This window comes from Shinella sp. G-2, assembly GCF_050172695.1.
Lineage (GTDB): Bacteria > Pseudomonadota > Alphaproteobacteria > Rhizobiales > Rhizobiaceae > Shinella.
On record NZ_JBBEYH010000022.1, the window covers coordinates 39422 to 59766 of the forward strand.

Sequence of the window (20345 nt, forward strand, 5' to 3'; positions counted from 1 at the left end):
GACGCCTCCCGTCCCGGAAGAAGGATTTTGCCATGAAACACCGTACACTCGGCAGCCTCGACGTTTCCGCCCTCGGCCTCGGCTGCATGGGCATGAGCCATGCCTATGGCCCCTCGAGCGACGAGACGGCGGCCATCGCCACGCTTCACCGCGCCGTCGATCTCGGCGTCACCCTGTTCGACACCGCCGAGGTCTATGGCCCCTATGCGAATGAAATCCTCGTCGGCAAGGCGCTGAAGCCGATGCGCGACAAGGTGGTCATCGCCACCAAGTTCGGTTTCCGCATCGACGCCACCAAGCCTTCGGCCGAGATGATCGCCGGCACGGACAGCCGGCCGGAAAACGTCAGGGCCGTCGCCGAGGCCTCGCTGAAGCGGCTCGGCGTCGAGGTCATCGATCTTTTCTACCAGCACCGCGTCGATCCGGCGGTGCCGATCGAGGAGACGGTGGGCGCAATGGCGGATCTGGTGCGCGCGGGCAAGGTCAAGGCGCTCGGTCTGTCGGAAGCCGGGGCGGAGACGATCCGCAAGGCCCATGCGGTGCACCCCATCGCCGCAGTGCAGAGCGAATATTCGCTCTGGACCCGCGACGTGGAGGAGAACGGCGTGCTGGAAACCTGCCGCGCGCTCGGCATCGGCTTCGTGCCCTTCAGTCCGCTTGGCCGCGGCGTGCTCACCGGCGCGCTGAAGAAGCTGGACGGTCTTTCCGCGGATGACTTCCGCCGCTCGCTGCCGCGTTTCGATGCGGAAAATTTCGACGCCAACCTCGCGCTGGTGGCGCTGCTGGAGGCAATGGCGAAGGAGAAGGGTGTCGCCCCGGCCCAGCTTGCGCTTGCCTGGGTGCTGGCGCAGGGCGATTTCATCGTTCCCATTCCCGGCGCCAGCAAGGTGCCGCACCTGGAGCAGAACGTCGCCGCCGCCGATGTCGCCCTGACGGCTGAGGAAGCTGCCCGCCTCGGCGACCTGCTCGCCCCGGCAAAGGTTGCCGGCGGCCGCTATTCGCAGAAGATGGCGGCGATGGCGAGCCGCTAGAGCATTTCCAGCCGACGCGGCATCCCGTCGGCATCGGACAATGCGACAAGAACAAAAGCCCAGAACAATCCCGGTGAGCCGGCATTCTCCGGGATTGTCCTCACCGGCTACGCTGCATCCCCGATCCGCTTGTAGAAGAACGTCGTCGCGCAAGAGCGGCCGTCCGGATAGAGCGCATAGTCGGGGATAACGCCGGCCCGCTGCCAGCCGAGGCGTTCGTAGACCGTCTCGGCGGGGCTGCCCGTGGCGGTATCGAGCACCAGCACGGTCTTGCCGCGGCGGGCGGCTTCCGCTTCCGCTGCCGCCATCAGCGCGCGGGCAAGACCGAGGCCGCGCGCGCTTTCCATCACCAGCAGCTTCTTGATGTCCGCCCGGTGCGGCTGGTTGGGCATCTGGCGGATGCCGACCTGCACCGTGCCGACGATGCGGCCCGTCTGTTCGGCGGCAAAAAGCAATGTTGCGTCCTCACCCACCGCCGTCGCCACGCCCTCCCAGAAGGGCATGGCATCGGCCGGCCCGTAGGGTGCCATGAAGCCGACGGACGCCCCGCCGGTCACGCAATCGGCCAGCACCGCGGCCAGTTCGCCCAGCCGGGCGCGGGTTTCCGTCTCGTCGAGCAGTCTCACGTCGCGCATCGGTTCCTCGAGGTCAGTTGCGGCCGCGGTCCAGCACCACGGCGTAGTGGGCCGGCACGTCGCCGGGATTTTCGAAGACGTGGCCCTCGGTGATGCTCATGTAGAGGCAGTCGCCGGGCGCAAGATCGTGCGCCGTTCCCGCCACCGTCATGCGCAGCGCGCCGGAAAACAGCCAGACATGCTGCGTCATGCCCGCCTTCGCCGTCTCCGGCGGATAGGCGATGCGCGCGCCGGCCGGAAACGTCACCTCGATCACCTCGACACGGGATGGCGTGTCGGGCGCGGACACTGCGCGGCGCTGGTAGCCGGTCTCCGGATCGCGCCAGACGATCTGTCTTTCCCGTCGCGACAGGGGATCGCCGCTTTCGCCGGAAAAGGCGAAGAAGGCCGAGAGCGTCAGGTCCAGCGCCGCGCAGAGCCGCGAAAGCAGCTGCGCCGTCGGGCTCGCCTCGCCGCGCTCGATGCGCGAGATCATCGCCCGGCTGACGCCGGAGGCGGCCGCAAGATCGTCCAGTGTCCGGCCCTGTGCGGTCCGCAACTGCCGCAACCGGTCGCCGATGGCGCTTTCGAGAGGGTCGTTTTCAATTTCCATTATCATGGAATATTTATCTCTTATCATGGAGTCAAGCCATGAAACTCCGCCCAAAATAATTCTCCGCCATGCCGCTCCGGCGACAATGCGACACCGGCCGACCCGGTATGGTGGCGGCAGATTCGGGAGGGCGGACGGATGAGGAGTGAAGCACAGGGGCCATCGTCGTCGCTCTTTTCCATCACCGCCATCGTCGTCTCGATGACGCTGGTCGCCATCGGCAACGGCGTCATGCTCGCCTATGTGCCCTATGTGCTGTCGCGTGCCGTCGCGCCTGCCTGGACGCCCGGCGCGGCCGTCACGGCCATCGCCTTCGGTGGACTGATCGGCTGCGTCATCGCCGGTCCGGTCATCCGCCGCGTCGGCCATGCGCGCGCCTTTTCCTGCTCTCTCGCCCTTGTCATCATCGCCGCCTTCCTCGTCGCGCTCGGCGTCAATCCCATCCTCTGGATCGTCGCCCGCGGCATCTATGGCGTTGCCGGCAATTTCAATTTCATCATCGCCCAGAGTTGGCTGAACCATGCGGCGGACAACCGCTGGCGCGGCAAGGCCATGTCGTTCTTCTACATGGCCTATGTGCTCGGCCTTGGCGTCGGCGCCTGGATCTTTGGCCGCATGCCGGCGGACGGCAATCTCGCCCCGCTCGTCACCATCTTCGTGACGACCGTCGCGCTGCTGCCCATCGGCCTCACCCGGCTGCCCACGCCGCCGGCCCCCGCCCGCGTCAGCCTCGATTTCGCCATGGCCTGGCGCAATTCGCCGGTCGCGCTCATCGGCGTGCTCGCCGCCGGCGGTCTTTCGATGGTCGTGCAGGGCTTCACGCCCATCTACGCCGCCACCAACAATGTCGGGCAGGCCGATGTCGCGCTCCTGATGTTCGTCATGCAGTTCGGCCTCATCTTCGTGCAGTATCCGCTCGGCACGCTCTCCGACCGCATCGACCGGCGCGTCGTGCTCATCATCACCTGCCTGTTGATTGCCGCTACGGCGGTCGCCGCGCTCTTCGTCTCCTTCGGCGCCTTCGTGGTGCTGATGCTGGTCTTCGCGCTCTGGGCCGGCGCCGTCGAGAGCGTCTATTCCATCGCCAATGCCCATGCGAACGACCGCACGGATCCGGAGGATTTCGTGCCGCTCGCCTCGACGCTCCTCGTCGCCTGGTCCACCGCCGCGACGCTGGTTCCGCTCGGCGTGACGGCACTGACGCCGACCTTCGGCCCCAAGACCTTCATCTATGCCGCCATGGCCGTGGCGCTCGCCTATGCCGCCTTCGTCGCCCATCGCCTGCGCCTTCGCGAGACGGTGCCGCCCGAAGCGCGCGAGACCTTCGAGATCCGCAGCGCCCAGGTGCCGAATGCCGGCGCGCTGGTGGAAGGCGAAAAAGCCCCGGAATAGCGGCGCTTGCGGCGAGGAAACGGTTCATTTACCGCTTTGCGCTGCCCTTGCCCGCTGCTATATGGCGCGCATGAGCACCAATAATTCGACGCCCCTCGACCATATCCGCAATTTCTCGATCGTGGCCCATATCGACCACGGCAAGTCGACGCTGGCCGACCGGCTGATCCAGTCGACCGGCGGCCTTGCCGACCGCGAGATGTCGGAGCAGGTCCTCGACAACATGGAGATCGAGCGCGAGCGCGGCATCACCATCAAGGCCCAGACCGTGCGTCTGCACTACAAGGCCAATGACGGCGAGACCTATGTGCTGAACCTCATCGACACGCCCGGCCACGTCGACTTCGCCTACGAGGTCTCGCGCTCGCTGTCGGCCTGTGAGGGCTCGCTGCTCGTCGTCGACGCCAGCCAGGGCGTGGAAGCCCAGACGCTCGCCAACGTCTACCAGGCCATCGACAACAATCACGAACTGGTGACGGTGCTCAACAAGATCGACCTGCCGGCCGCCGAGCCGGATCGCATCAAGGACCAGATCGAGGAGGTCATCGGCATCGACGCCTCGGACGCCGTGCTGATCTCGGCGAAAACCGGCCTCGGCATTCCCGACGTGCTGGAAGCGATCGTCAAGCGCCTGCCCGCGCCGAAGAGCGAGGGCGGCGAAAAGGCGCCGCTGAAGGCCTTGCTGGTCGACAGCTGGTACGACACCTATCTCGGCGTCATGGTTCTCGTGCGCATCATCGAGGGCCGCCTGACGAAGGGCCAGGTCATCCGCATGATGGGCACGGACGCCAAGTACACCGTCGAGCGCGTCGGCGTGCTGACGCCGAAGATGGTGGCGATGGATTCGCTGGGCCCGGGCGAGATCGGCTTCATCACCGCGTCCATCAAGGAAGTCGCCGATACCCGCGTCGGCGACACGATCACCGAGGACAAGCGCCCGACCGCTTCGGCCCTGCCGGGCTTCAAGCCGGCCCAGCCGGTGGTGTTCTGCGGCCTCTTCCCGGTCGATGCGGCCGATTTCGAGGAACTGCGCTCGGCCATGGGCAAGCTGCGCCTCAACGACGCTTCCTTCTCGTTCGAAATGGAAAGCTCCGCCGCGCTCGGCTTCGGTTTCCGCTGCGGCTTCCTCGGCCTGCTGCATCTCGAAATCATCCAGGAGCGCCTCTCCCGCGAATTCGACCTCGACCTCATCGCCACGGCCCCCTCGGTGGTCTACCAGCTGACGATGACGGACGGCACGGAGAAGGAACTGCACAACCCGGCCGACATGCCGGACGTCGTGAAGATCTCCGAGTTCCGCGAACCCTGGATCAAGGCGACGATCCTGACGCCGGACGAATATCTCGGTGGCATCCTGAAGCTTTGCCAGGACCGGCGCGGCATCCAGACGGAGCTGACCTATGTCGGCAACCGCGCCATGCTGACCTATGAACTGCCGCTCAACGAAGTGGTGTTCGACTTCTACGACCGCCTGAAGTCGATCTCCAAGGGCTATGCCTCCTTCGACTACAATCTGCATGGCTACCGCGAGAGCGACCTCGTCAAGATGTCGATCCTCGTCAATGCCGAGCCGGTCGATGCGCTCTCCATGCTGGTTCACCGCTCGGCGGCGGAAAAGCGCGGCCGCGTCATGTGCGAGAAGCTGAAGGACCTCATCCCGCAGCACATGTTCCAGATCCCGATCCAGGCCGCCATCGGCGGGCGCATCATCGCCCGCGAGACCGTGCGTGCCCTGCGCAAGGACGTGACCGCCAAGTGCTATGGCGGCGACGCCACCCGCAAGCGCAAGCTTCTGGAAAAGCAGAAGGAAGGCAAGAAGCGCATGCGCCAGTTCGGCAAGGTGGAGATTCCGCAGGAAGCCTTCATCGCCGCGCTCAAGATGGGCGACGAATAGACATGGAAAGGGAGGCATCGCCTCCCTTTTGTCTGTCCTCAATCGCGCTTGATCGTCGCCAGGATGCCCCAGAGATCCGCCCCCGTCTCGAAGACGGCGGCATTGGCGCGAAAACCGATTTCGGCGGTGACGAGGTCCATCATGTCGAGTGCGGGGTCACGCGCGCCGTCCGCGCCGGCAAGGCTCCGCGCGGCCTTCTCCGCCCGCGCCGTTTCGCTCGCCATACCCTGAAGGGCGGTGTTCATGATGCCGGCAATCTGCATGGGCGAAGACCTCGTTGATCCCGTTCCTTCTACGCCATGGCCCTTTCCATCCCGTGAAGGGAAAATCGCCGGCCCTGTGCGGTTTCGGCACAGGGCCGGCCTTTCTCAGTGGCCGGGATGCAGCGCGTCGTTGAGATACATGCAGGTCAGCATGGTGAAGACATAGGCCTGGATCAGCGCCATCAGCAGTTCCAGCGCCGTCAGCGCCACCGTCATGACGAAGGGCAGTGCGGCTCCGACGATGCCCAGCGTGCCGAGACCGGCCATGGAGACCACGAAGCCGGCAAAGACCTTCAGCGTGATATGGCCCGCCAGCATGACGGCGAAGAGACGCACCGAATGGCTGACAGGGCGCGAGAGGTAGGAGATCACCTCGATCGGCACGATGATCGGCGTCAGCACCAGGGGCACGCCATCGGGCACGAAGAGCCGCAGGAACCGCGCGCCGTGCCGGAAGAGGCCGTAGAGCGTTACGGTCAGGAACACCAGCATGGCCAGTGCGAAGGTGACGATCAGGTGGCTCGTCACGGTGAAGGCATAGGGAAAGAGGCCGATGAGGTTGGCGACGAGAATGAACAGGAACAGCGAGAAGACCAGCGGAAAGAAGCGCATGCCCTCCTCGCCCGCATTGGCGCGCAACGTCTTGGCGACGAACTCGTAGAGCATTTCTGCACTCGCCTGCCCGCGGCCGGGGACGAGCCTTCGCCGGCGGGTGGCAAGGAGCAGGCCGCCGCCGGCCGCAATCGCCGTCAGCGCCATATAGGCGGCAGAATTGGTGAAGCTCAGGTCGAGCCCGCCGATCTCGAAGGGGATTAGCGGCTTGATCCGAAATTGTTCAATGGGTCCGGCCATGGTCTGTCCTCGAAAAGGCGCCAGCACACGGAAGAGAGGCCGCGCATGCCGAAGGGCGATGCACGATGCATGGAAACCGCGGAGCTGGCTTGAAAAGGGAGGGGGATGGAGCGTTCAACGGGACTGCCTGATCTCGACTAGGAGAAAAGGGGCCGTCCCCGGAACGAACAAGGCGCAGGTCGTCCCGCGCGAAGGCTGTCTAGCCCGTGTGAGGGGGGATGGCAAGGGGCCCAACTGTGGTGCACGGCGGCAGTCGAGGATGGGGGAGGCATTCCGCTCCCTGACATTCGGTCAATGATGGCGTGAGAAACGAAGTCTCCCGCCGACCTTGCCGAACGCGGCACGCCCCATCAAAATGTCAGATACAAGTCGTGCCATTCCGGATTCATCGCCTCGATCAATTCGATTTTCCAGCGCCGATACCAGCGTTTCAGCGACGTCTCCCGCTGAATGGCCGATCCGATACTGTCATGTTCTTCATACCAGACCAGACGCCTGCAGCCGTATTTCGAGGAAAAACCCGGTGTCAGACCTTCGCGGTGCTCATAGATACGGCGCTCCAGATCGGACGTCACACCGATGTAAAGCGTACCGCGTTTCTGGTTGGTGACGATGTACACATATCCCGCCATGCGGGCAGAGTGAGCGGCTGTGGACCCTCGGGTCAAGCCCGAGGGTGACGGAGGGGAGGATAAGTTTTCCCACCCAGCGAGCGGTTGGGCGTATGGGATTCATCGCCTCGGCGCACCGTGTTCCATTTTTCCGTCATCCTTATCTCATGGTCATTCTTATGACCTTAGCAAGCCGTCCTGCATCGATGCCAGAGCCAGCGCCGCTACGCCCGATGGGTGGGAAGCCTCCTCCTCCCCTCCGTCTTCCTCGGGCTTGACCCGAGGACCCACAAACACGGAAATCCCTTTCCTCTCAGAAGAGGCTCTCGGTACTCTTCCGCCTCTTCTTCAGGGCGAACTGGGTGAAGCGTGACCGTCCGTGCCAACGCCTCAGCCGCCCTCATAGGCCTGCTGCCCCGCCTGTAGCGCGTCATCCAGCCGGCCGCCTTCCGGGAAGATGGCGAGGGTCTCCGGCTTGTCGACATCCGGCACCAGCCGGGGGCAGGGGGCGGCCGCGCCGAGCAAGGTGGTGACGGGGATGACGCCTGCCCAGATCGGCAGGGCGAAATCCGCCTCGTCGTCGCCGACGCCCTTGGCGCGCACCTTCGCCGCCGCCTCGTCGATGGGCATGGCGATGATCGTCGTCGCCTTGGCCTCCTGCGCGGTGATGGGGCGCAACAACGCGCTGCGGTCCGGATAGAAGCGGTCGACCACGTCGCGCATCGCCTCGATCTTTTCCTCCGGGTCCTCGACCAGCCGGGCGGTGCCGAAACACATGGCGGAGCGGTAGTTGGCCGAATGGTTGAAGCCGGAGCGGGCGAGTACCAGTCCGTCGAGATGGGCAACGGTCAGGCAGGCGGGCGTGCCGGCCTTCAGGTGCCGCAGCATGCGGCTCGCCGAGGAGCCGTGCCAGTAGAGCGTGTCGCCCTTGCGCCAGAACAGCGTCGGCGTGGCATAGGGCTGGCCGTCGATGACATAGGCGACGTGACAGAGCATGGCCGCATCGAGGATCGCATGCACCGCCGCGCGGTCGTAGCTGCCGCGCTCGTGCAGGCGCTTGACGCGGTTGCGCGCGGTGACGGGATAGGTGGCTTCGGTTTCGACGCTCATGCGGGGCTTGCCTTTCAAACGATGGGCCGCCATGGTGCGCCATGCGATTGGATCGAAAAAGCACCAATTCAGATGAAAGAAAAAAGACCAATCTGCCGGATTGGTCCCTGCTCGTCCCCGTCCTGCCGACCGCCGGCAAGCGCACGCCCGCGCTCTACCGCGAGCTGCGCCGCCTCATCGAGGCCGGCAGCATTCCACCCGGCAGCAAGCTGCCGCCCTCGCGCGATCTCGCCGCCCGACTGAAGACCTCGCGCGGCAGCGTCGTCGCCGCCTTCGAGACGCTGATCGCCGAAGGTTATGCCGTCGCGCGCACCGGCGCCGGCACCTTCGTCGCCGACCGGGTGCCGAACGTGAAACCCGCCGTGCCGCTGGAGGTGGACCCCGTGCCGCCGGCGATGCCGCTGCCCGGCACGCTCGGCGTCGCCATGGCCGATGCGCGCATGCTGAACCGCTTCCGGACACTGCTCACGCGCCATCTCGCCCGCCCCGGCCCGGAGCATTTCCACTATGGCGATCCGCGTGGCGGCGAGGCCCTGCGCCAGGCGGTCGCGGCCTATCTGCGGCAGGCGCGCGGCGTGCGTTGCGAAGCCTGCTCCATCGTCATCACGACAGGCACGCAGCAGGGCATCGACCTCGTGCTGCGCGCCGTACTGTCGCAGGGCGACCGCGTGATGATCGAGGACCCCTGCTATCCCAGCGCCCGCGCCGCCTTTGCCGGCAACGGCCTCGTCCTGTCGGGCCTTGCGGTCGATGCGGAGGGTGCGGATATCGCGCGTGCCACGCCCGGCGCCCGTGCGGTCTATGTGACGCCCTCGCACCAGTTTCCGCTCGGGGTCACCATGAGCATGCGCCGCCGTCTCGCCCTTATCGACTGGGCGCGCGAAACGGGCGGCTGGATCCTCGAGGACGATTACGACAGCGAGTTCCGTTTCGCCGGTCCGCCGCTCGCCGCCATGCAGGGCATGGATGACAGCGGCCGGGTGATCTATCTCGGGACCTTCTCCAAGGTGCTCTTTCCGGGCCTGCGCCTTGGTTATGCGGTCATTCCCGATGCATTGCTGGAAGCGGTCGTGGCGCTGCGCAGCCGGTCCGACCGCAGTCCGCCGACACTGGCCGAGGCCGCGCTGACCGACCTCATCCGCGAAGGCCATTTCGCCGCGCATCTGCGCCGCGCCCGGCGGCAGGCCGAGGCGGCGCGCGATGCGCTGGTGGAAGGCCTGTCGGCCGCGAAGAGCCTGTCGGTGACCGTGCCCGACCAGGGCCTGCACCTCGTCGCCGGCCTGCCGGCAAGGCTTGCGGACACGGCGGCGGTGGAGATTGCCCGGCAGGCGGGCCTTGGCGTGCGCGCTCTCTCGGCCATGGCCGTCACCAACCCGCCGCGGCAGGGTCTGGTGATCGGATTTTCCGGCTTTGCGCCCGAGGTGCTGCGCGCCGCGGCAAACCGCTTCGCGCTTGCCCTCGGTTAAGCGACGGCACGGGCTTCGGCGGCGTTGATCGTGGCGACCCAGGCGCGGGCGAGTGCAAGGCCGGTGGCTTCGGCGCTGGCGCCGTCCCTGGCGGCATGGGCGGCGCGCTCCGCCAACCAGCCGGGCGCGGACCTCTCGATATAGTCGGGGAAGATCGTCGCCCAGCTATCGACCACCTCCCGGCCCGCCTCGAAGTGGAACTGCGTGCCGTAGGTGGCGCGGCCGATGCGGAAGGCCTGGTTCTCGGCTCCTGCACTGGTGGCGAGCCGTACCGCGCCCTCGGGCAGGCTGAAGGTGTCGCTGTGCCACTGGAAGATCGGGAAGCTGCCGGCGGCGGCCGAAAGCACGGGATCGCCGGCCGCCTCCACCGTCAGCGCCACCGGGCACCAGCCGAATTCTGGCGCGGTGCCGATATGGTTCTCCGCGCCATAGGCGCGCGCCAGAAGCTGGCTGCCGAGGCAGACGCCGAGCACGGATTTCTCCGCTTCGCCGAAGCGGCGCATCAGGGCGGCCAGTGCCGGCAGATAGGGATGAGCTCCGTCGTCGAGCGCGTTCTGCGGTCCGCCCATGACGACGATGGCATCATGCGCGGTCTCGTCGTCCGGCAGGGCCTCGCCGGCATGGGGGCGGCAGATGTCGAGATCCGCGCCCGCCTCTTCCAGCGCGAGGCCGACCTGACCGAGCAGGGTCACCTTGTCGTTTTCCACCACCAGAACCCGCATGTCATGCTCCTTCATTTCGCGTGAAGGGAAACAACCATGCCCGTCCCTCCGGTTCAAGGTCTGCCGACAGAAAGAACCCGGCTCTTGCGAGCCGGGCGAGGCGGGGAGGATCGCGGGGAAGGGGGGTATCAGCGGCAGACGCGGATCTTCTTGACGATGACGTTGCCGTAGTAGTCGTAGGACTTGATCTTCTTGACGAAGCAATAGGGCTGGTAATCGTAGCTGTAGTAGCCGGCCTGCGACGGGGCCGCGAAGGAGACGGCGGCGACGAGGGCAACGGTGGCGGAAACGATGAACTTGCGCATGGGGTCTCTCCTGATCTCTTGAAGGATGAGCCTCTCTCATCCGGTGATCAGAAGGTCTCACATCGCCTGACCTGCCGCTGTTCCGCAGGAAACAGGGGCATCATTCGATGCAATTCCTGACACGAACCGCAATGCGGCTTTTGGCCTTGTTCAGGGATAGATGACGCCCTTGCGCAGGATGACATTGGCGTAGAGCCGCGGTTCGCTGGTCTGCACCAGCGTGTGGGCCGCGCGCACGCGGTCGTAGAAGGCGGCGCCCACCAGCGGCACGACGGTCTGCGCCGGCTCATGCCGGGCGCAGCAGGCGATGATCTCGTCATGCACCGGTTTGAGCGTGTCGCGTTCCTGGCGGAAGGTCGAGCGGAAGATCGCTTCGTCGACGAAATCGTCGATCGGCATCACCGAGAGCACGGCGTTGAGCGCGGGAATCAGCGCCACGCCGTCGAGGCGGATCAGCCGGCGGGCATGCTCGACCCCCGGATAGTTGCCGTCGACGATGGCGATCTCGTCGCCGTGGCCCATGGCGCGCAGCGTCGAAAGCAGCGTGGGGCTGAGAATGGGATCGATGCCTTTCAGCATTCAGGCAAGCTCCTTGAAGAGGACGTTCTGGTCCGGAAGATAGCGGGAGAAGAGCGGCAGGCTGGCCCCGCCGATGGAGCGGGCGCGGCTGCCGACAGCGCCTTCGATGATCTCGGGCATCGTGACGCCCTGAAGGTCGAGCCGGGCGACGGCGGCCTGCGTCGCCGCCACGACCCGTTCGCGCACCCAGCCGGGAAAGCCGCCGTCGATGATGACGGCCGAAAAGTCGATGACCGAGGCGGAGGCGACAACGGCCTGGGCGAGCGCCGCGGCCATGTCGTCGATCCAGATTTCCAGCGGCGCGCCGAAATCCACCCAGTCGTCGGGTGAATACCACAACGCCTTCGGGTCCATGCCGTGGTCGCGCAGCAGGTTTTCCAGCCGGTAGATCGAGGCGATCTTCAAGAGCTGCACCGTCTCGCCGTCGCGGCCCTGCACGGGCAGGGGGCCGATGGCGCCGGCCGTGCCGGTACGCCCGGTGAAGAGGGCGGAATTGAGCACCACGCCGCCGCCGATGAAGGAGCCGATGAAGAGATAGAGGAAGTCGGGATATTGCGGCCCGAGGCCGAAGACGAGCTCGGCGGCGCAGGCGCTCGTCGCGTCGTTCTGCAGCATGACGGGATAGGGCACGCGCCTGGCGATCTCGGCTTCGAGGTCGACGCCGCGCCACTGGTCCATGTCGGCCTGTGGCGCACCCACCTCGCTTGCCCAGCTCCACAGTTCGAAGGGCGCGGCGACGCCGAAGCCGGCGATGCGGCCGCGCTCCTCGGGCGTGATGGCCGCCTGCAGCTCTGCAAGGCCGTCCTCGATGAAGGAAAGCAGCGGGCCGGGCATGGGATAGGCATAGGTGCGGCGAACCTGCCGGCGGATGCCGCCGACGAAATCCATCATAACGATGTCGGCGCTGCGCCGGCCGATCTTCAGGCCGAAGGAATAGACCGCATCCGGATTGAGCAGCATGGGAACCGAGGGCTGGCCGACCTTGCCGCGCATCGGAGGGCCGCGCATCAGCAGCCCTTCGGCCTCCAGCGCCCGCATGATCACGGTCACGGTCTGGGCGGAAAGCCCGCTGCGCCGCGCGATATCGGCCTTGGAAAGGCTGCCGTGCCGGCGCACCAGCGACATGACCAGCCGCTCGTTATAGGCGCGCACGCGCACCTGGTTGGCCCCCCCGCTCGGGTCGAGGATTTCGGCCGGCGGCGCGGGTGCCGCAGCAGCAATCTTCGTCATCGTCTCCTCCCGCACCGTAGGAGCGTCATTTGCCCCTTACGGTTCTTTATCGGCTGGCGTTCCGCTCTTCCACCGGAAACGACCCTGCCGGGGCTTTCGCCCGATCTTTGTCAGAGCATGCCACATAGAATTAATAATTCAATTCGATTTATTTATTGACAGGCATTTCTTTTGGTGTTCTTCTCAGCATCGGAAGCAAGGTCGGCTGACGGAGGAGCCGCTCGGCCACCTGCGACCGGATGGCTCCAGGAGAGGAGTGCATCCCGTTTCGTCCTTGGGAGGATACCATGAAGAAATCGATTGTTTCCGCCGCTCTCGGCGCGCTTGCTCTCGGCGTTGCCTTTGCCGCGCCGGCTTCCGCCGCCGATGTCGGCGCCTGCCTGATCACCAAGACCGATACCAATCCCTTCTTCGTCAAGATGAAGGAAGGCGCCGAAGCGAAGGCCAAGGAACTCGGCGTCACGCTGAAGTCCTATGCCGGCAAGATCGACGGCGACAGCGAAAGCCAGGTCGCCGCCATCGAGACCTGCATTGCCGATGGCGCAAAGGGCATCCTGATCACCGCTTCCGACACCAAGGGCATCGTTCCCTCCGTGCAGAAGGCGCGTGACGCCGGCCTTCTCGTCATCGCGCTCGACACGCCCCTGGAGCCGATCGACGCGGCCGACATGACCTTTGCCACCGACAACCTGCTCGCCGGCGAACTGATCGGCAAGTGGGCCGCCGCCACGCTCGGCGACGCCGCCAAGGACGCCAAGGTCGCCTTCCTCGACCTGACGCCGTCCCAGCCGTCGGTCGACGTGCTGCGCGACCAGGGCTTCATGAAGGGCTTTGGCATCGACGTGAAGGACATCACCAAGATCGGCGACGAGGACGATGCCCGCATCGTCGGCCATGACGTGACCAACGGCAACGAGGAAGGCGGCCGCACCGCCATGGAAAACCTCCTGCAGAAGGACCCGACCATCAACGTCGTTCACACCATCAACGAACCGGCCGCTGCCGGCGCCTATGAAGCGCTGAAGGCCGTCGGCCGTGAGAAGGACGTTCTGATCGTGTCCGTCGACGGCGGCTGCCCGGGCGTCCAGAACGTCATCGACGGCGTCATCGGCGCCACCTCGCAGCAGTACCCGCTGATGATGGCCTCGCTCGGCATCGAGGCGATCAAGAAGTTCGCCGATACCGGTGAAAAGCCGAAGGCCACCGAAGGCAAGGACTTCTTCGACACGGGCGTCGCGCTCGTGACCGACAAGCCGGCCACAGGCGTCGAATCCATCGACACCAAGACCGGCAAGGACAAGTGCTGGGGCTAAGGCTCCAAGCCGGCCCGGCATGACCGGGCCGGCCATCCGCCACGGACGGATCGGGTGGCGTGCGCAATGGCGCAAAGGCAAAGCCTGGAACGCACCCTTAGTTTTTGACAACAGCAGTGAGACGTGGGCACCTTTCTCCTCAGGGGACGGCGGCGACGATGCCGGCCGTTCGCGAAGGAGGCCGCCCGCAGAAGGCGGCGGATGCGCAAGCGCCACCGCGATGCGTCCGTGCATCATTTCATCCGGCAATGCCGCGACGGTCGGCACACGGAAGGGAGGAACAGGATCATGAGTGAGACAACGACGGTCTCGCAGGGCTCGCAGCCCTCACAGGAATTCGAGAAGGTGCTCTCGGGCAGTTCCACGCAGGTGGCGTCCTTCGACACCAATGACAAGACACCCATCCAGAAATTCCAGCACTTCCTGCACGGCAGTCCCTCGGCCGTGCCCTTGATCGTGCTCGTGCTGTCGGTGGCGATCTTCGGCGCCATCCTCGGCAGCAAGTTCTTCTCCGCCTTCACGCTGACGCTCATCCTCCAGCAGGTGGCGATCGTCGGCATCGTCGGCGCGGCGCAGACGCTGGTCATCCTGACGGCCGGCATCGATCTTTCGGTCGGTGCGATCATGGTGCTCTCGTCCGTCGTCATGGGCCAGTTCACCTTCCGCTACGGCCTGCCGCCGGTGGTGGCCGTTGCCTGTGGCTTGGCCTGCGGCGCGCTCTGCGGCTATATCAACGGCCTGCTCGTCGCCCGCATGAAGCTGCCGCCCTTCATCGTCACACTCGGCATGTGGCAGATCATCCTCGCCTCCAACTTCCTCTATTCGGCCAACGAGACGATCCGCTCGCAGGACATCGCCACGAACGCGCCGCTGCTGCAGTTCTTCGGCAGCACCTTCAAGCTCGGCAGCGCGGTCTTCACCTATGGCGTCATCGCCATGGTGCTGCTGGTCGCCCTCCTCTGGTACGTGCTGAACCACACCGCCTGGGGCCGCCATGTCTACGCGGTCGGCGACGATCCCGATGCGGCGGAGCTCGCCGGCGTCAACGTCAAGCGCATGCTGGTCTCGGTCTATACGCTGTCCGGTCTCATCTGCGCGCTCGCCGGCTGGGCGCTCATCGGCCGCATCGGCTCGGTCTCGCCCACCGCAGGCCAGTTCGCCAACATCGAATCGATCACGGCGGTGGTGATCGGCGGCCTCTCGCTCTTCGGCGGGCGCGGCTCGATCCTCGGCATGATCTTCGGCGCGCTCATCGTCGGCGTCTTCTCGCTCGGCCTTCGCCTCATCGGCACGGACCCGCAATGGACGTATCTGCTCATCGGCGTCCTCATCATCTCGGCAGTCGCAATCGACCAGTGGATCAGAAAGGTAGCAGGCTGATGGCTCAGGAACCCATTCTTACCGCAAGAGGGCTCGTCAAGCGCTACGGCCGCGTCACCGCCCTCGACAATGCCGACTTCGATCTCTATCCCGGCGAAATCCTCGCCGTGATCGGCGACAACGGCGCGGGCAAGTCCTCGATGATCAAGGCGATCTCCGGCGCCATCACGCCGGACGAGGGCGAGATCAGGCTGGAAGGCAAGCCCGTCACCTTCCGCTCGCCCATCGAGGCGCGCAAGGCCGGCATCGAGACCGTCTACCAGAACCTGGCGCTTTCGCCGGCGCTCTCGATCGCCGACAACATGTTCCTTGGCCGCGAAATCCGCAAACCCGGCGTCATGGGCAGCCTGTTCCGCACGCTCGACCGCGGCGCGATGGAAAAGTTCGCCCGCGACAAGCTCTCCGAACTCGGCCTGATGACCATCCAGAACATCAACCAGGCGGTGGAGACGCTCTCGGGCGGCCAGCGCCAGGGCGTGGCCGTGGCCCGCGCGGCGGCCTTCGGCTCGAAGGTCATCATCCTCGACGAACCGACGGCGGCGCTCGGCGTCAAGGAGAGCCGGCGCGTCCTGGAACTGATCCTCGACGTGCGCCGGCGCGGCATCCCGATCGTGCTCATCTCGCACAACATGCCGCATGTCTTCGAGGTGGCGGACCGCATCCACATCCACCGGCTCGGCCGGCGGCTCACCGTCATCAATCCGAAGGACTACACCATGTCCGACGCCGTTGCCTTCATGACTGGGGCGAAGGCACCGGCCGAGGCCGTCGCCGCATGATGACTGTCGATGCGATCGCAAATGATCTCCAGCGGCGCGCGGCAAACGCGCGCCGCTTCATGATCGGCATTGCCGGCCCCCCCGGGGCCGGAAAGTCGACGCTGGTGGAAGCGCTCCGCGAAACCTTGCTCGCCCGCGGCGAACGCGCGGAAATCCTGCCGATGGACGGCTTCCACATGGACAACGGCATCCTTGCCGAACGCGGGCTCCTGCCGCGCAAGGGGGCGCCGGAAAGTTTCGACGGGCGTGGCTTCGTCGATATCGTGGCGGCGCTGAAACGGGCGGAGGGCGAGGTGCTGGTGCCGGTTTTCGACCGGACACGCGAGATCGCCATCAATGCGGCGCGGGCCATTCCCGGGGAAACGCGGTTCATCCTCGCCGAGGGCAACTACCTGCTGTTCCGGGACGCGCCCTGGGACCGGCTCGACGGCCTCTTCGACTTCACCATCTTCGTCGGCCCGCCCTATGCGGTGCTGGAAGAGCGCCTGCGCCGGCGCTGGCTGCAATACGCGCTGCCGGAGGACCAGATCCACTGGAAGCTCTACGGCAACGACCTGCCGAACGGAAAGCGCATCCTGGACAACTCCCGTCCCGCCGACCTCACCATCGATCTTTTCTGAGGAATTGTCGGCCGTCCCTTCCGGTGCTATCGCAACACGAAAGCAATTCCGGCGAAACTGCCAAGCGGTTTTGCATCCGTGATTGCGCCAGAACAGGGAGTTGAAGCCTTCCGCCAGCGGAAGGCTTCAAGACGGGAGACATGCCGATGACCACTGAACTCACCATCCGCCGGCCGGACGACTGGCACCTGCACCTGCGCGACGGGGCGATGCTCGAAGGCGTGATCGGCGACACCAGCCGCCATTTCGCCCGCGCGATCATCATGCCGAACCTCGTGCCGCCCGTCGTCACCACGGCGGATGCGTCGGCCTACCGCGACCGCATCCTCGCTGCCCTTCCCAAGGGCGACCGGTTCGAGCCGCTGATGACACTCTACCTCACCGAGCACACCGATGCCGACGACGTCGAAGCCGGCTTCAGGAGCGGCCTGATCCACGCGGTGAAGCTTTATCCCGCCGGCGCGACGACCAATTCCCACGGCGGTGTGCGCGACATGGACAAGGCGATGCCGGTGCTGGAGCGCATGGCGAAGATCGGCCTGACGCTCTGCGTGCATGGCGAGGTGACGACGCCGGAGGTCGATATCTTCGACCGCGAGGCCGTGTTCATCGAGACGGTGCTGGACCCGCTGCGCAAGCGCCTGCCGGACCTGCGCGTCACCATGGAGCATGTGACGACGAAGAACGGCATCGACTACATCAAATCCGCCAAGGACAATCTCGCCGGCTCGATCACCACCCATCATCTGATCATCAACCGCAACGCCATCCTCGTCGGCGGCATCAAGCCGCACTATTACTGCCTGCCCGTCGCCAAGCGCGAGGAACACCGGCTGGCGCTGCGTGCTGCCGCCACGTCCGGCGACAAGCGCTTCTTCCTCGGCACGGATTCCGCGCCGCATGTCGATCCGCTGAAGGAATGCGCCTGCGGTTGCGCCGGCATCTATACCTCGATCAACACGATGAGCTGCCTTGCCCATGTCTTCGAGGAGGACGGTGCGCTCGACAGGCTCGAAGCCTTCGCCTCGCTGAACGGCCCGGCCTGGTACGGCCTGCCGGCCAACGAGGAGACGATCCGCCTCGTCAAGCGGGCGCAGGCCGTGTCCTTCCCAGCCAAGATCGAGACGGGCGCGGGGCCGGTCACGGTGTTCGACCCGATGTTCCCGCTGCATTGGGACGTCGCCTAGACGCTTCAGTCCTTCCCGCCGAGACGGCATCGCTTCGATGCCGGTTAGCGCGGAAAAACAAGAGCCGGAATGGAGCATGTCTGGTTCAATCTGAACCTGACAAACTCTAGATGAAGGGTCGCGGCCCGCGCTGCAGCCCTTCCCATCCCGCCAGCGCCTGAAGCGCGTCCGCGTCGAGGATTTCGCAGCCGCGCTCCTGCCAGCGCAGCAGCTTGCGGTCCGCGAGCTTGCGCAGCGTCTTGTTCGTGTGGACGAGCGAGAGGCCGAGCGTGTCGGCCACATGCTGCTGGGTGATGGGAATCGTGCGCCGTCCGCCGTTGAGGCCCGAGGCATGGGCGCGCTGGTGGAGGAAGGACACGAGATAGGCGGTGCGCTCCAGCGCCGTCCGCCGGCCGAGGCTCAGGAGGTGCTCGTCGAGGATGCGTTCCTCATGGGCGGCGATCCAGGTCAGATCGTAGGCGAGCGAGGCATGACGCTCGAACAGCCGGTCCAGTTTCGCGCGCTCGAAGACGCAGAGCGTCACGGGCGTCAGCGCCTCCACGGAATGGTCCATCTCGCCCATCAGGCTGCCTTGCAGGCCGATGAGATCGCCCGGCAGGCCGTAGTTCATGATCTGCCGGCGCCCGTCCGTCAGTAGCTTGTAGCGGAAGGTCCAGCCGGACAGAACGGTGAAGAGATGGGCGCTGTGCATGCCCTCGACGAGGATCGTCGCGCCGCGCTCGACCGTCAGTTCGCCGCTCTTGAACTGTGCGACGAATTCGAGTTCCTTCGGAGAAAAATCCCGAAAGGCGGGCAGGGCGCGCAGGGGACATAGCTGGCAGGGCGTACGCCATTTCGGTTGCAGGCTGACCGCCGCGCCTTGGTCCATCACGCCCATTCCCCTCGTTCTCCTGCCGCCCCGCGGTTGGCCTCAGAACGCCGGACACCTTGAGTTGTTCCACACCGGCCTATGTCTTTTTTAAATGACACCCTTGGCCCCCCGGCCCACAGTCCGCCTCCCGAACCGCCCGATTCCCGCGGTTCCACATGGACGAGGAGTGCGGCGCCATGGACCATTTTCTTCCGCACATCGTGATTGCCGAGCGCGAATTCCTGATCGCGCTCGATGCGGAGTATCTGATCAAGGCGGCGCTGGATTGCCGCATCACGCTGTTGCGGCCGGAGCAGCTCGACCAATGGGACGATGCGGCGCTGGCGCAGATCGATCTCTGTCTGCTCGACGTGCCGCTGGAGGCGCGGCGCATCATGCCGCGCATCGAACGACTGATGGCGGCGGGCGTACCGCTGGTCTTCACGACCATCACGGACAGCCACCCCGACGGCATCGCCGGCTTCCCAGGCATTTCGGTCGCCCGCAAACCCTTCGACGGCGAGGCGCTGGCCGGGCTGGTGCGCGGGCGGCTGCGGCAGAAACCGCAGCCGCCCGCAGAGGAAACTCAGAACTGACGGCCGAGCTTGGCGTCGACGGAGTGGCTGTTGGCGCCGCGCACCGCGAAGAAGAACAGGATCAGCGTCCAGAGGATCGACTTTTCAGCCCCCATCAGACCTTCGCCGGCGACGATGCCGTGGAAATAGACGGTGACGGCGAGCACGATCATGCCGGCAAAGGCGGCCGGCCGCGTGAAGAGGCCGATGGCGATGAGGATGCCGCCGAAGAATTCCGTGGCTGAAAGCAGCGGCGACCAGAAGGTGCCCGGATAGAAGCCGAGGCTTTCCACCATGCCGCTTGCGCCGAAGGGATCGAGGATCTTGCCATAGCCGTGCGTTGCGAGCAGGCCGCCGGCGGCAAGGCGCAGGAGCGTTTCCGCGCCCTCATGGAGGGTCGAATAGAGGCCGCCAAGGGCGGGAAGAATCAGGCGGGGCTTCGGGCTGGCAAGCTCGGTCATGGGGAGGCTCCTGTCGGAAGGTTGTGGGCGCATTCCTCTCCGACAGGAAGTCGGCTGCGACAAGATGTCCGCCGACAAAACTTGATAAATTGAGTTGACATTTCCGTGAGGCGAACGCGATCCGCCGGGTGCCAAGACGCTTCCGCCAATGTATGCTGGGGGACCGAAAGAGGAGGTCGCCATGTCCGCAGAAAAGCCCCGCGTTTCCATTCTCTACTGCACCCAGTGCAATTGGCTGCTGCGGGCCGGCTGGATGGCGCAGGAGCTTCTGTCGACCTTTTCCGATGCCCTGGGCGAAGTCGCCCTCATTCCCGGCACGGGCGGCAATTTCGAGATCCGCGTCGGCGAGGCGCTCGTCTGGGAGCGCAAGCGCGATGGCGGCTTTCCGGGGCCGAAGGAACTGAAACAGCGGGTGCGCGACATCATCGAGCCCGGCCGCGATCTCGGCCATACGGATCGGACCGATCACAACAACGGTTGAAACGAAAACGGCGGGCC

Annotated in this window: 23 protein-coding genes; 11 read left to right on the plus strand and 12 right to left on the minus strand. The window is 65.7% G+C overall.

All coding sequences use genetic code 11. The features are described from left to right. Positions 1 to 32 precede the first annotated feature (32 nt). Positions 33 to 1031, plus strand: coding sequence for an aldo/keto reductase (locus tag V8U06_RS23150; protein WP_427142693.1), 999 nt, complete (start codon positions 33 to 35; stop codon positions 1029 to 1031). A 107-nt stretch (positions 1032 to 1138) separates the two neighbouring features. On the opposite strand, the gene V8U06_RS23155 is transcribed toward V8U06_RS23150, so the two are convergent. After that, the gene (locus tag V8U06_RS23155) at positions 1139 to 1666 is read right to left on the minus strand and encodes a GNAT family N-acetyltransferase (RefSeq protein ID WP_427142694.1); all 528 of its coding nucleotides are present in this window, start codon (positions 1664 to 1666) and stop codon (positions 1139 to 1141) included. A gap of 13 nt (positions 1667 to 1679) precedes the next feature. After that, positions 1680 to 2264 (minus strand): helix-turn-helix domain-containing protein, encoded by a 585-nt coding sequence (locus tag V8U06_RS23160; RefSeq protein ID WP_427142695.1) that lies wholly within the window; start codon positions 2262 to 2264, stop codon positions 1680 to 1682. 132 nt (positions 2265 to 2396) lie between these two features. Between V8U06_RS23160 and V8U06_RS23165 the strand changes: the two genes are divergently transcribed. Next, complete coding sequence (locus V8U06_RS23165) at positions 2397 to 3650, plus strand: MFS transporter (protein ID WP_226921137.1); 1254 nt, start codon at positions 2397 to 2399, stop codon at positions 3648 to 3650. Between the two features lie 61 nt (positions 3651 to 3711). Then, a complete protein-coding gene (gene lepA, locus V8U06_RS23170; protein ID WP_427142696.1) occupies positions 3712 to 5544 on the plus strand; it encodes a translation elongation factor 4 in 1833 nt (610 codons plus the stop codon). 38 nt (positions 5545 to 5582) lie between these two features. On the opposite strand, the gene V8U06_RS23175 is transcribed toward lepA, so the two are convergent. From V8U06_RS23175 to V8U06_RS23190, 4 genes are all read right to left on the minus strand, one after another. After that, positions 5583 to 5807 (minus strand): hypothetical protein, encoded by a 225-nt coding sequence (locus tag V8U06_RS23175; RefSeq protein ID WP_427142697.1) that lies wholly within the window; start codon positions 5805 to 5807, stop codon positions 5583 to 5585. 105 nt (positions 5808 to 5912) lie between these two features. Next, complete coding sequence (locus V8U06_RS23180; protein WP_427142698.1) at positions 5913 to 6659, minus strand: F0F1 ATP synthase subunit A; 747 nt, start codon at positions 6657 to 6659, stop codon at positions 5913 to 5915. 350 nt (positions 6660 to 7009) lie between these two features. Beyond that, positions 7010 to 7291 carry a GIY-YIG nuclease family protein gene (locus V8U06_RS23185; RefSeq protein WP_427142699.1) on the minus strand — a complete coding sequence of 94 codons (282 nt, stop codon included), beginning with the start codon at positions 7289 to 7291 and terminating at the stop codon, positions 7010 to 7012. A gap of 369 nt (positions 7292 to 7660) precedes the next feature. Then, complete coding sequence (locus tag V8U06_RS23190) at positions 7661 to 8380, minus strand: pyridoxamine 5'-phosphate oxidase family protein (protein WP_427142700.1); 720 nt, start codon at positions 8378 to 8380, stop codon at positions 7661 to 7663. 41 nt (positions 8381 to 8421) lie between these two features. On the opposite strand from V8U06_RS23190, the gene V8U06_RS23195 reads away from it, so the two are divergent. Next, positions 8422 to 9846 carry a PLP-dependent aminotransferase family protein gene (locus V8U06_RS23195; RefSeq protein ID WP_427142701.1) on the plus strand — a complete coding sequence of 475 codons (1425 nt, stop codon included), beginning with the start codon at positions 8422 to 8424 and terminating at the stop codon, positions 9844 to 9846. On the opposite strand, the gene V8U06_RS23200 is transcribed toward V8U06_RS23195, so the two are convergent. The 4 genes from V8U06_RS23200 to V8U06_RS23215 form a co-directional block, all read right to left on the minus strand. Beyond that, positions 9843 to 10568, minus strand: a complete 726-nt coding sequence (locus tag V8U06_RS23200; RefSeq protein ID WP_427142702.1) for a type 1 glutamine amidotransferase — start codon at positions 10566 to 10568, stop codon at positions 9843 to 9845. The genes V8U06_RS23195 and V8U06_RS23200 overlap by 4 nt on opposite strands. Before the next feature lie 128 nt (positions 10569 to 10696). After that, a complete protein-coding gene (locus tag V8U06_RS23205) occupies positions 10697 to 10873 on the minus strand; it encodes a hypothetical protein (RefSeq protein WP_226921121.1) in 177 nt (58 codons plus the stop codon). Positions 10874 to 11023: 150 nt separating this feature from the next. Beyond that, positions 11024 to 11452: an RbsD/FucU family protein gene (locus tag V8U06_RS23210; protein ID WP_427142703.1), complete on the minus strand. Its 429-nt coding sequence runs from the start codon at positions 11450 to 11452 to the stop codon at positions 11024 to 11026. Further along, positions 11453 to 12682, minus strand: coding sequence for an ROK family transcriptional regulator (locus V8U06_RS23215; RefSeq protein ID WP_427142704.1), 1230 nt, complete (start codon positions 12680 to 12682; stop codon positions 11453 to 11455). It abuts the gene before it with no gap. 287 nt (positions 12683 to 12969) lie between these two features. On the opposite strand from V8U06_RS23215, the gene V8U06_RS23220 reads away from it, so the two are divergent. From V8U06_RS23220 to pyrC, 5 genes are all read left to right on the plus strand, one after another. After that, on the plus strand, positions 12970 to 13995 hold the full coding sequence (locus tag V8U06_RS23220; RefSeq protein WP_427142705.1) for a sugar ABC transporter substrate-binding protein: 1026 nt from the start codon (positions 12970 to 12972) through the stop codon (positions 13993 to 13995). Between the two features lie 288 nt (positions 13996 to 14283). Next, on the plus strand, positions 14284 to 15375 hold the full coding sequence (locus V8U06_RS23225) for an ABC transporter permease (protein ID WP_427142706.1): 1092 nt from the start codon (positions 14284 to 14286) through the stop codon (positions 15373 to 15375). Then, positions 15375 to 16154: an ATP-binding cassette domain-containing protein gene (locus tag V8U06_RS23230; RefSeq protein WP_226921108.1), complete on the plus strand. Its 780-nt coding sequence runs from the start codon at positions 15375 to 15377 to the stop codon at positions 16152 to 16154. Before V8U06_RS23225 ends, V8U06_RS23230 begins: the two co-directional genes overlap by 1 nt. After that, complete coding sequence (locus V8U06_RS23235; RefSeq protein WP_427142736.1) at positions 16154 to 16774, plus strand: nucleoside triphosphate hydrolase; 621 nt, start codon at positions 16154 to 16156, stop codon at positions 16772 to 16774. The genes V8U06_RS23230 and V8U06_RS23235 overlap by 1 nt, the downstream gene beginning before the upstream one ends. A gap of 146 nt (positions 16775 to 16920) precedes the next feature. After that, on the plus strand, positions 16921 to 17961 hold the full coding sequence (gene pyrC, locus V8U06_RS23240; RefSeq protein ID WP_427142707.1) for a dihydroorotase: 1041 nt from the start codon (positions 16921 to 16923) through the stop codon (positions 17959 to 17961). Positions 17962 to 18067: 106 nt separating this feature from the next. Here the strand turns inward: pyrC and V8U06_RS23245 are convergent, their stop codons facing one another. Then, a complete protein-coding gene (locus V8U06_RS23245; RefSeq protein WP_427142737.1) occupies positions 18068 to 18829 on the minus strand; it encodes a Crp/Fnr family transcriptional regulator in 762 nt (253 codons plus the stop codon). A gap of 179 nt (positions 18830 to 19008) precedes the next feature. Between V8U06_RS23245 and V8U06_RS23250 the strand changes: the two genes are divergently transcribed. Next, a complete protein-coding gene (locus V8U06_RS23250) occupies positions 19009 to 19407 on the plus strand; it encodes a hypothetical protein (RefSeq protein ID WP_427142708.1) in 399 nt (132 codons plus the stop codon). On the opposite strand, the gene V8U06_RS23255 is transcribed toward V8U06_RS23250, so the two are convergent. Continuing rightward, a complete protein-coding gene (locus V8U06_RS23255; protein WP_427142709.1) occupies positions 19398 to 19847 on the minus strand; it encodes a DoxX family protein in 450 nt (149 codons plus the stop codon). The two genes, V8U06_RS23250 and V8U06_RS23255, sit on opposite strands and share 10 nt — an antisense overlap. A gap of 181 nt (positions 19848 to 20028) precedes the next feature. On the opposite strand from V8U06_RS23255, the gene V8U06_RS23260 reads away from it, so the two are divergent. Further along, entirely contained in the window at positions 20029 to 20328 is a 300-nt protein-coding gene (locus tag V8U06_RS23260) for a SelT/SelW/SelH family protein (protein WP_427142710.1), read from the plus strand. Positions 20329 to 20345 lie beyond the last annotated feature (17 nt).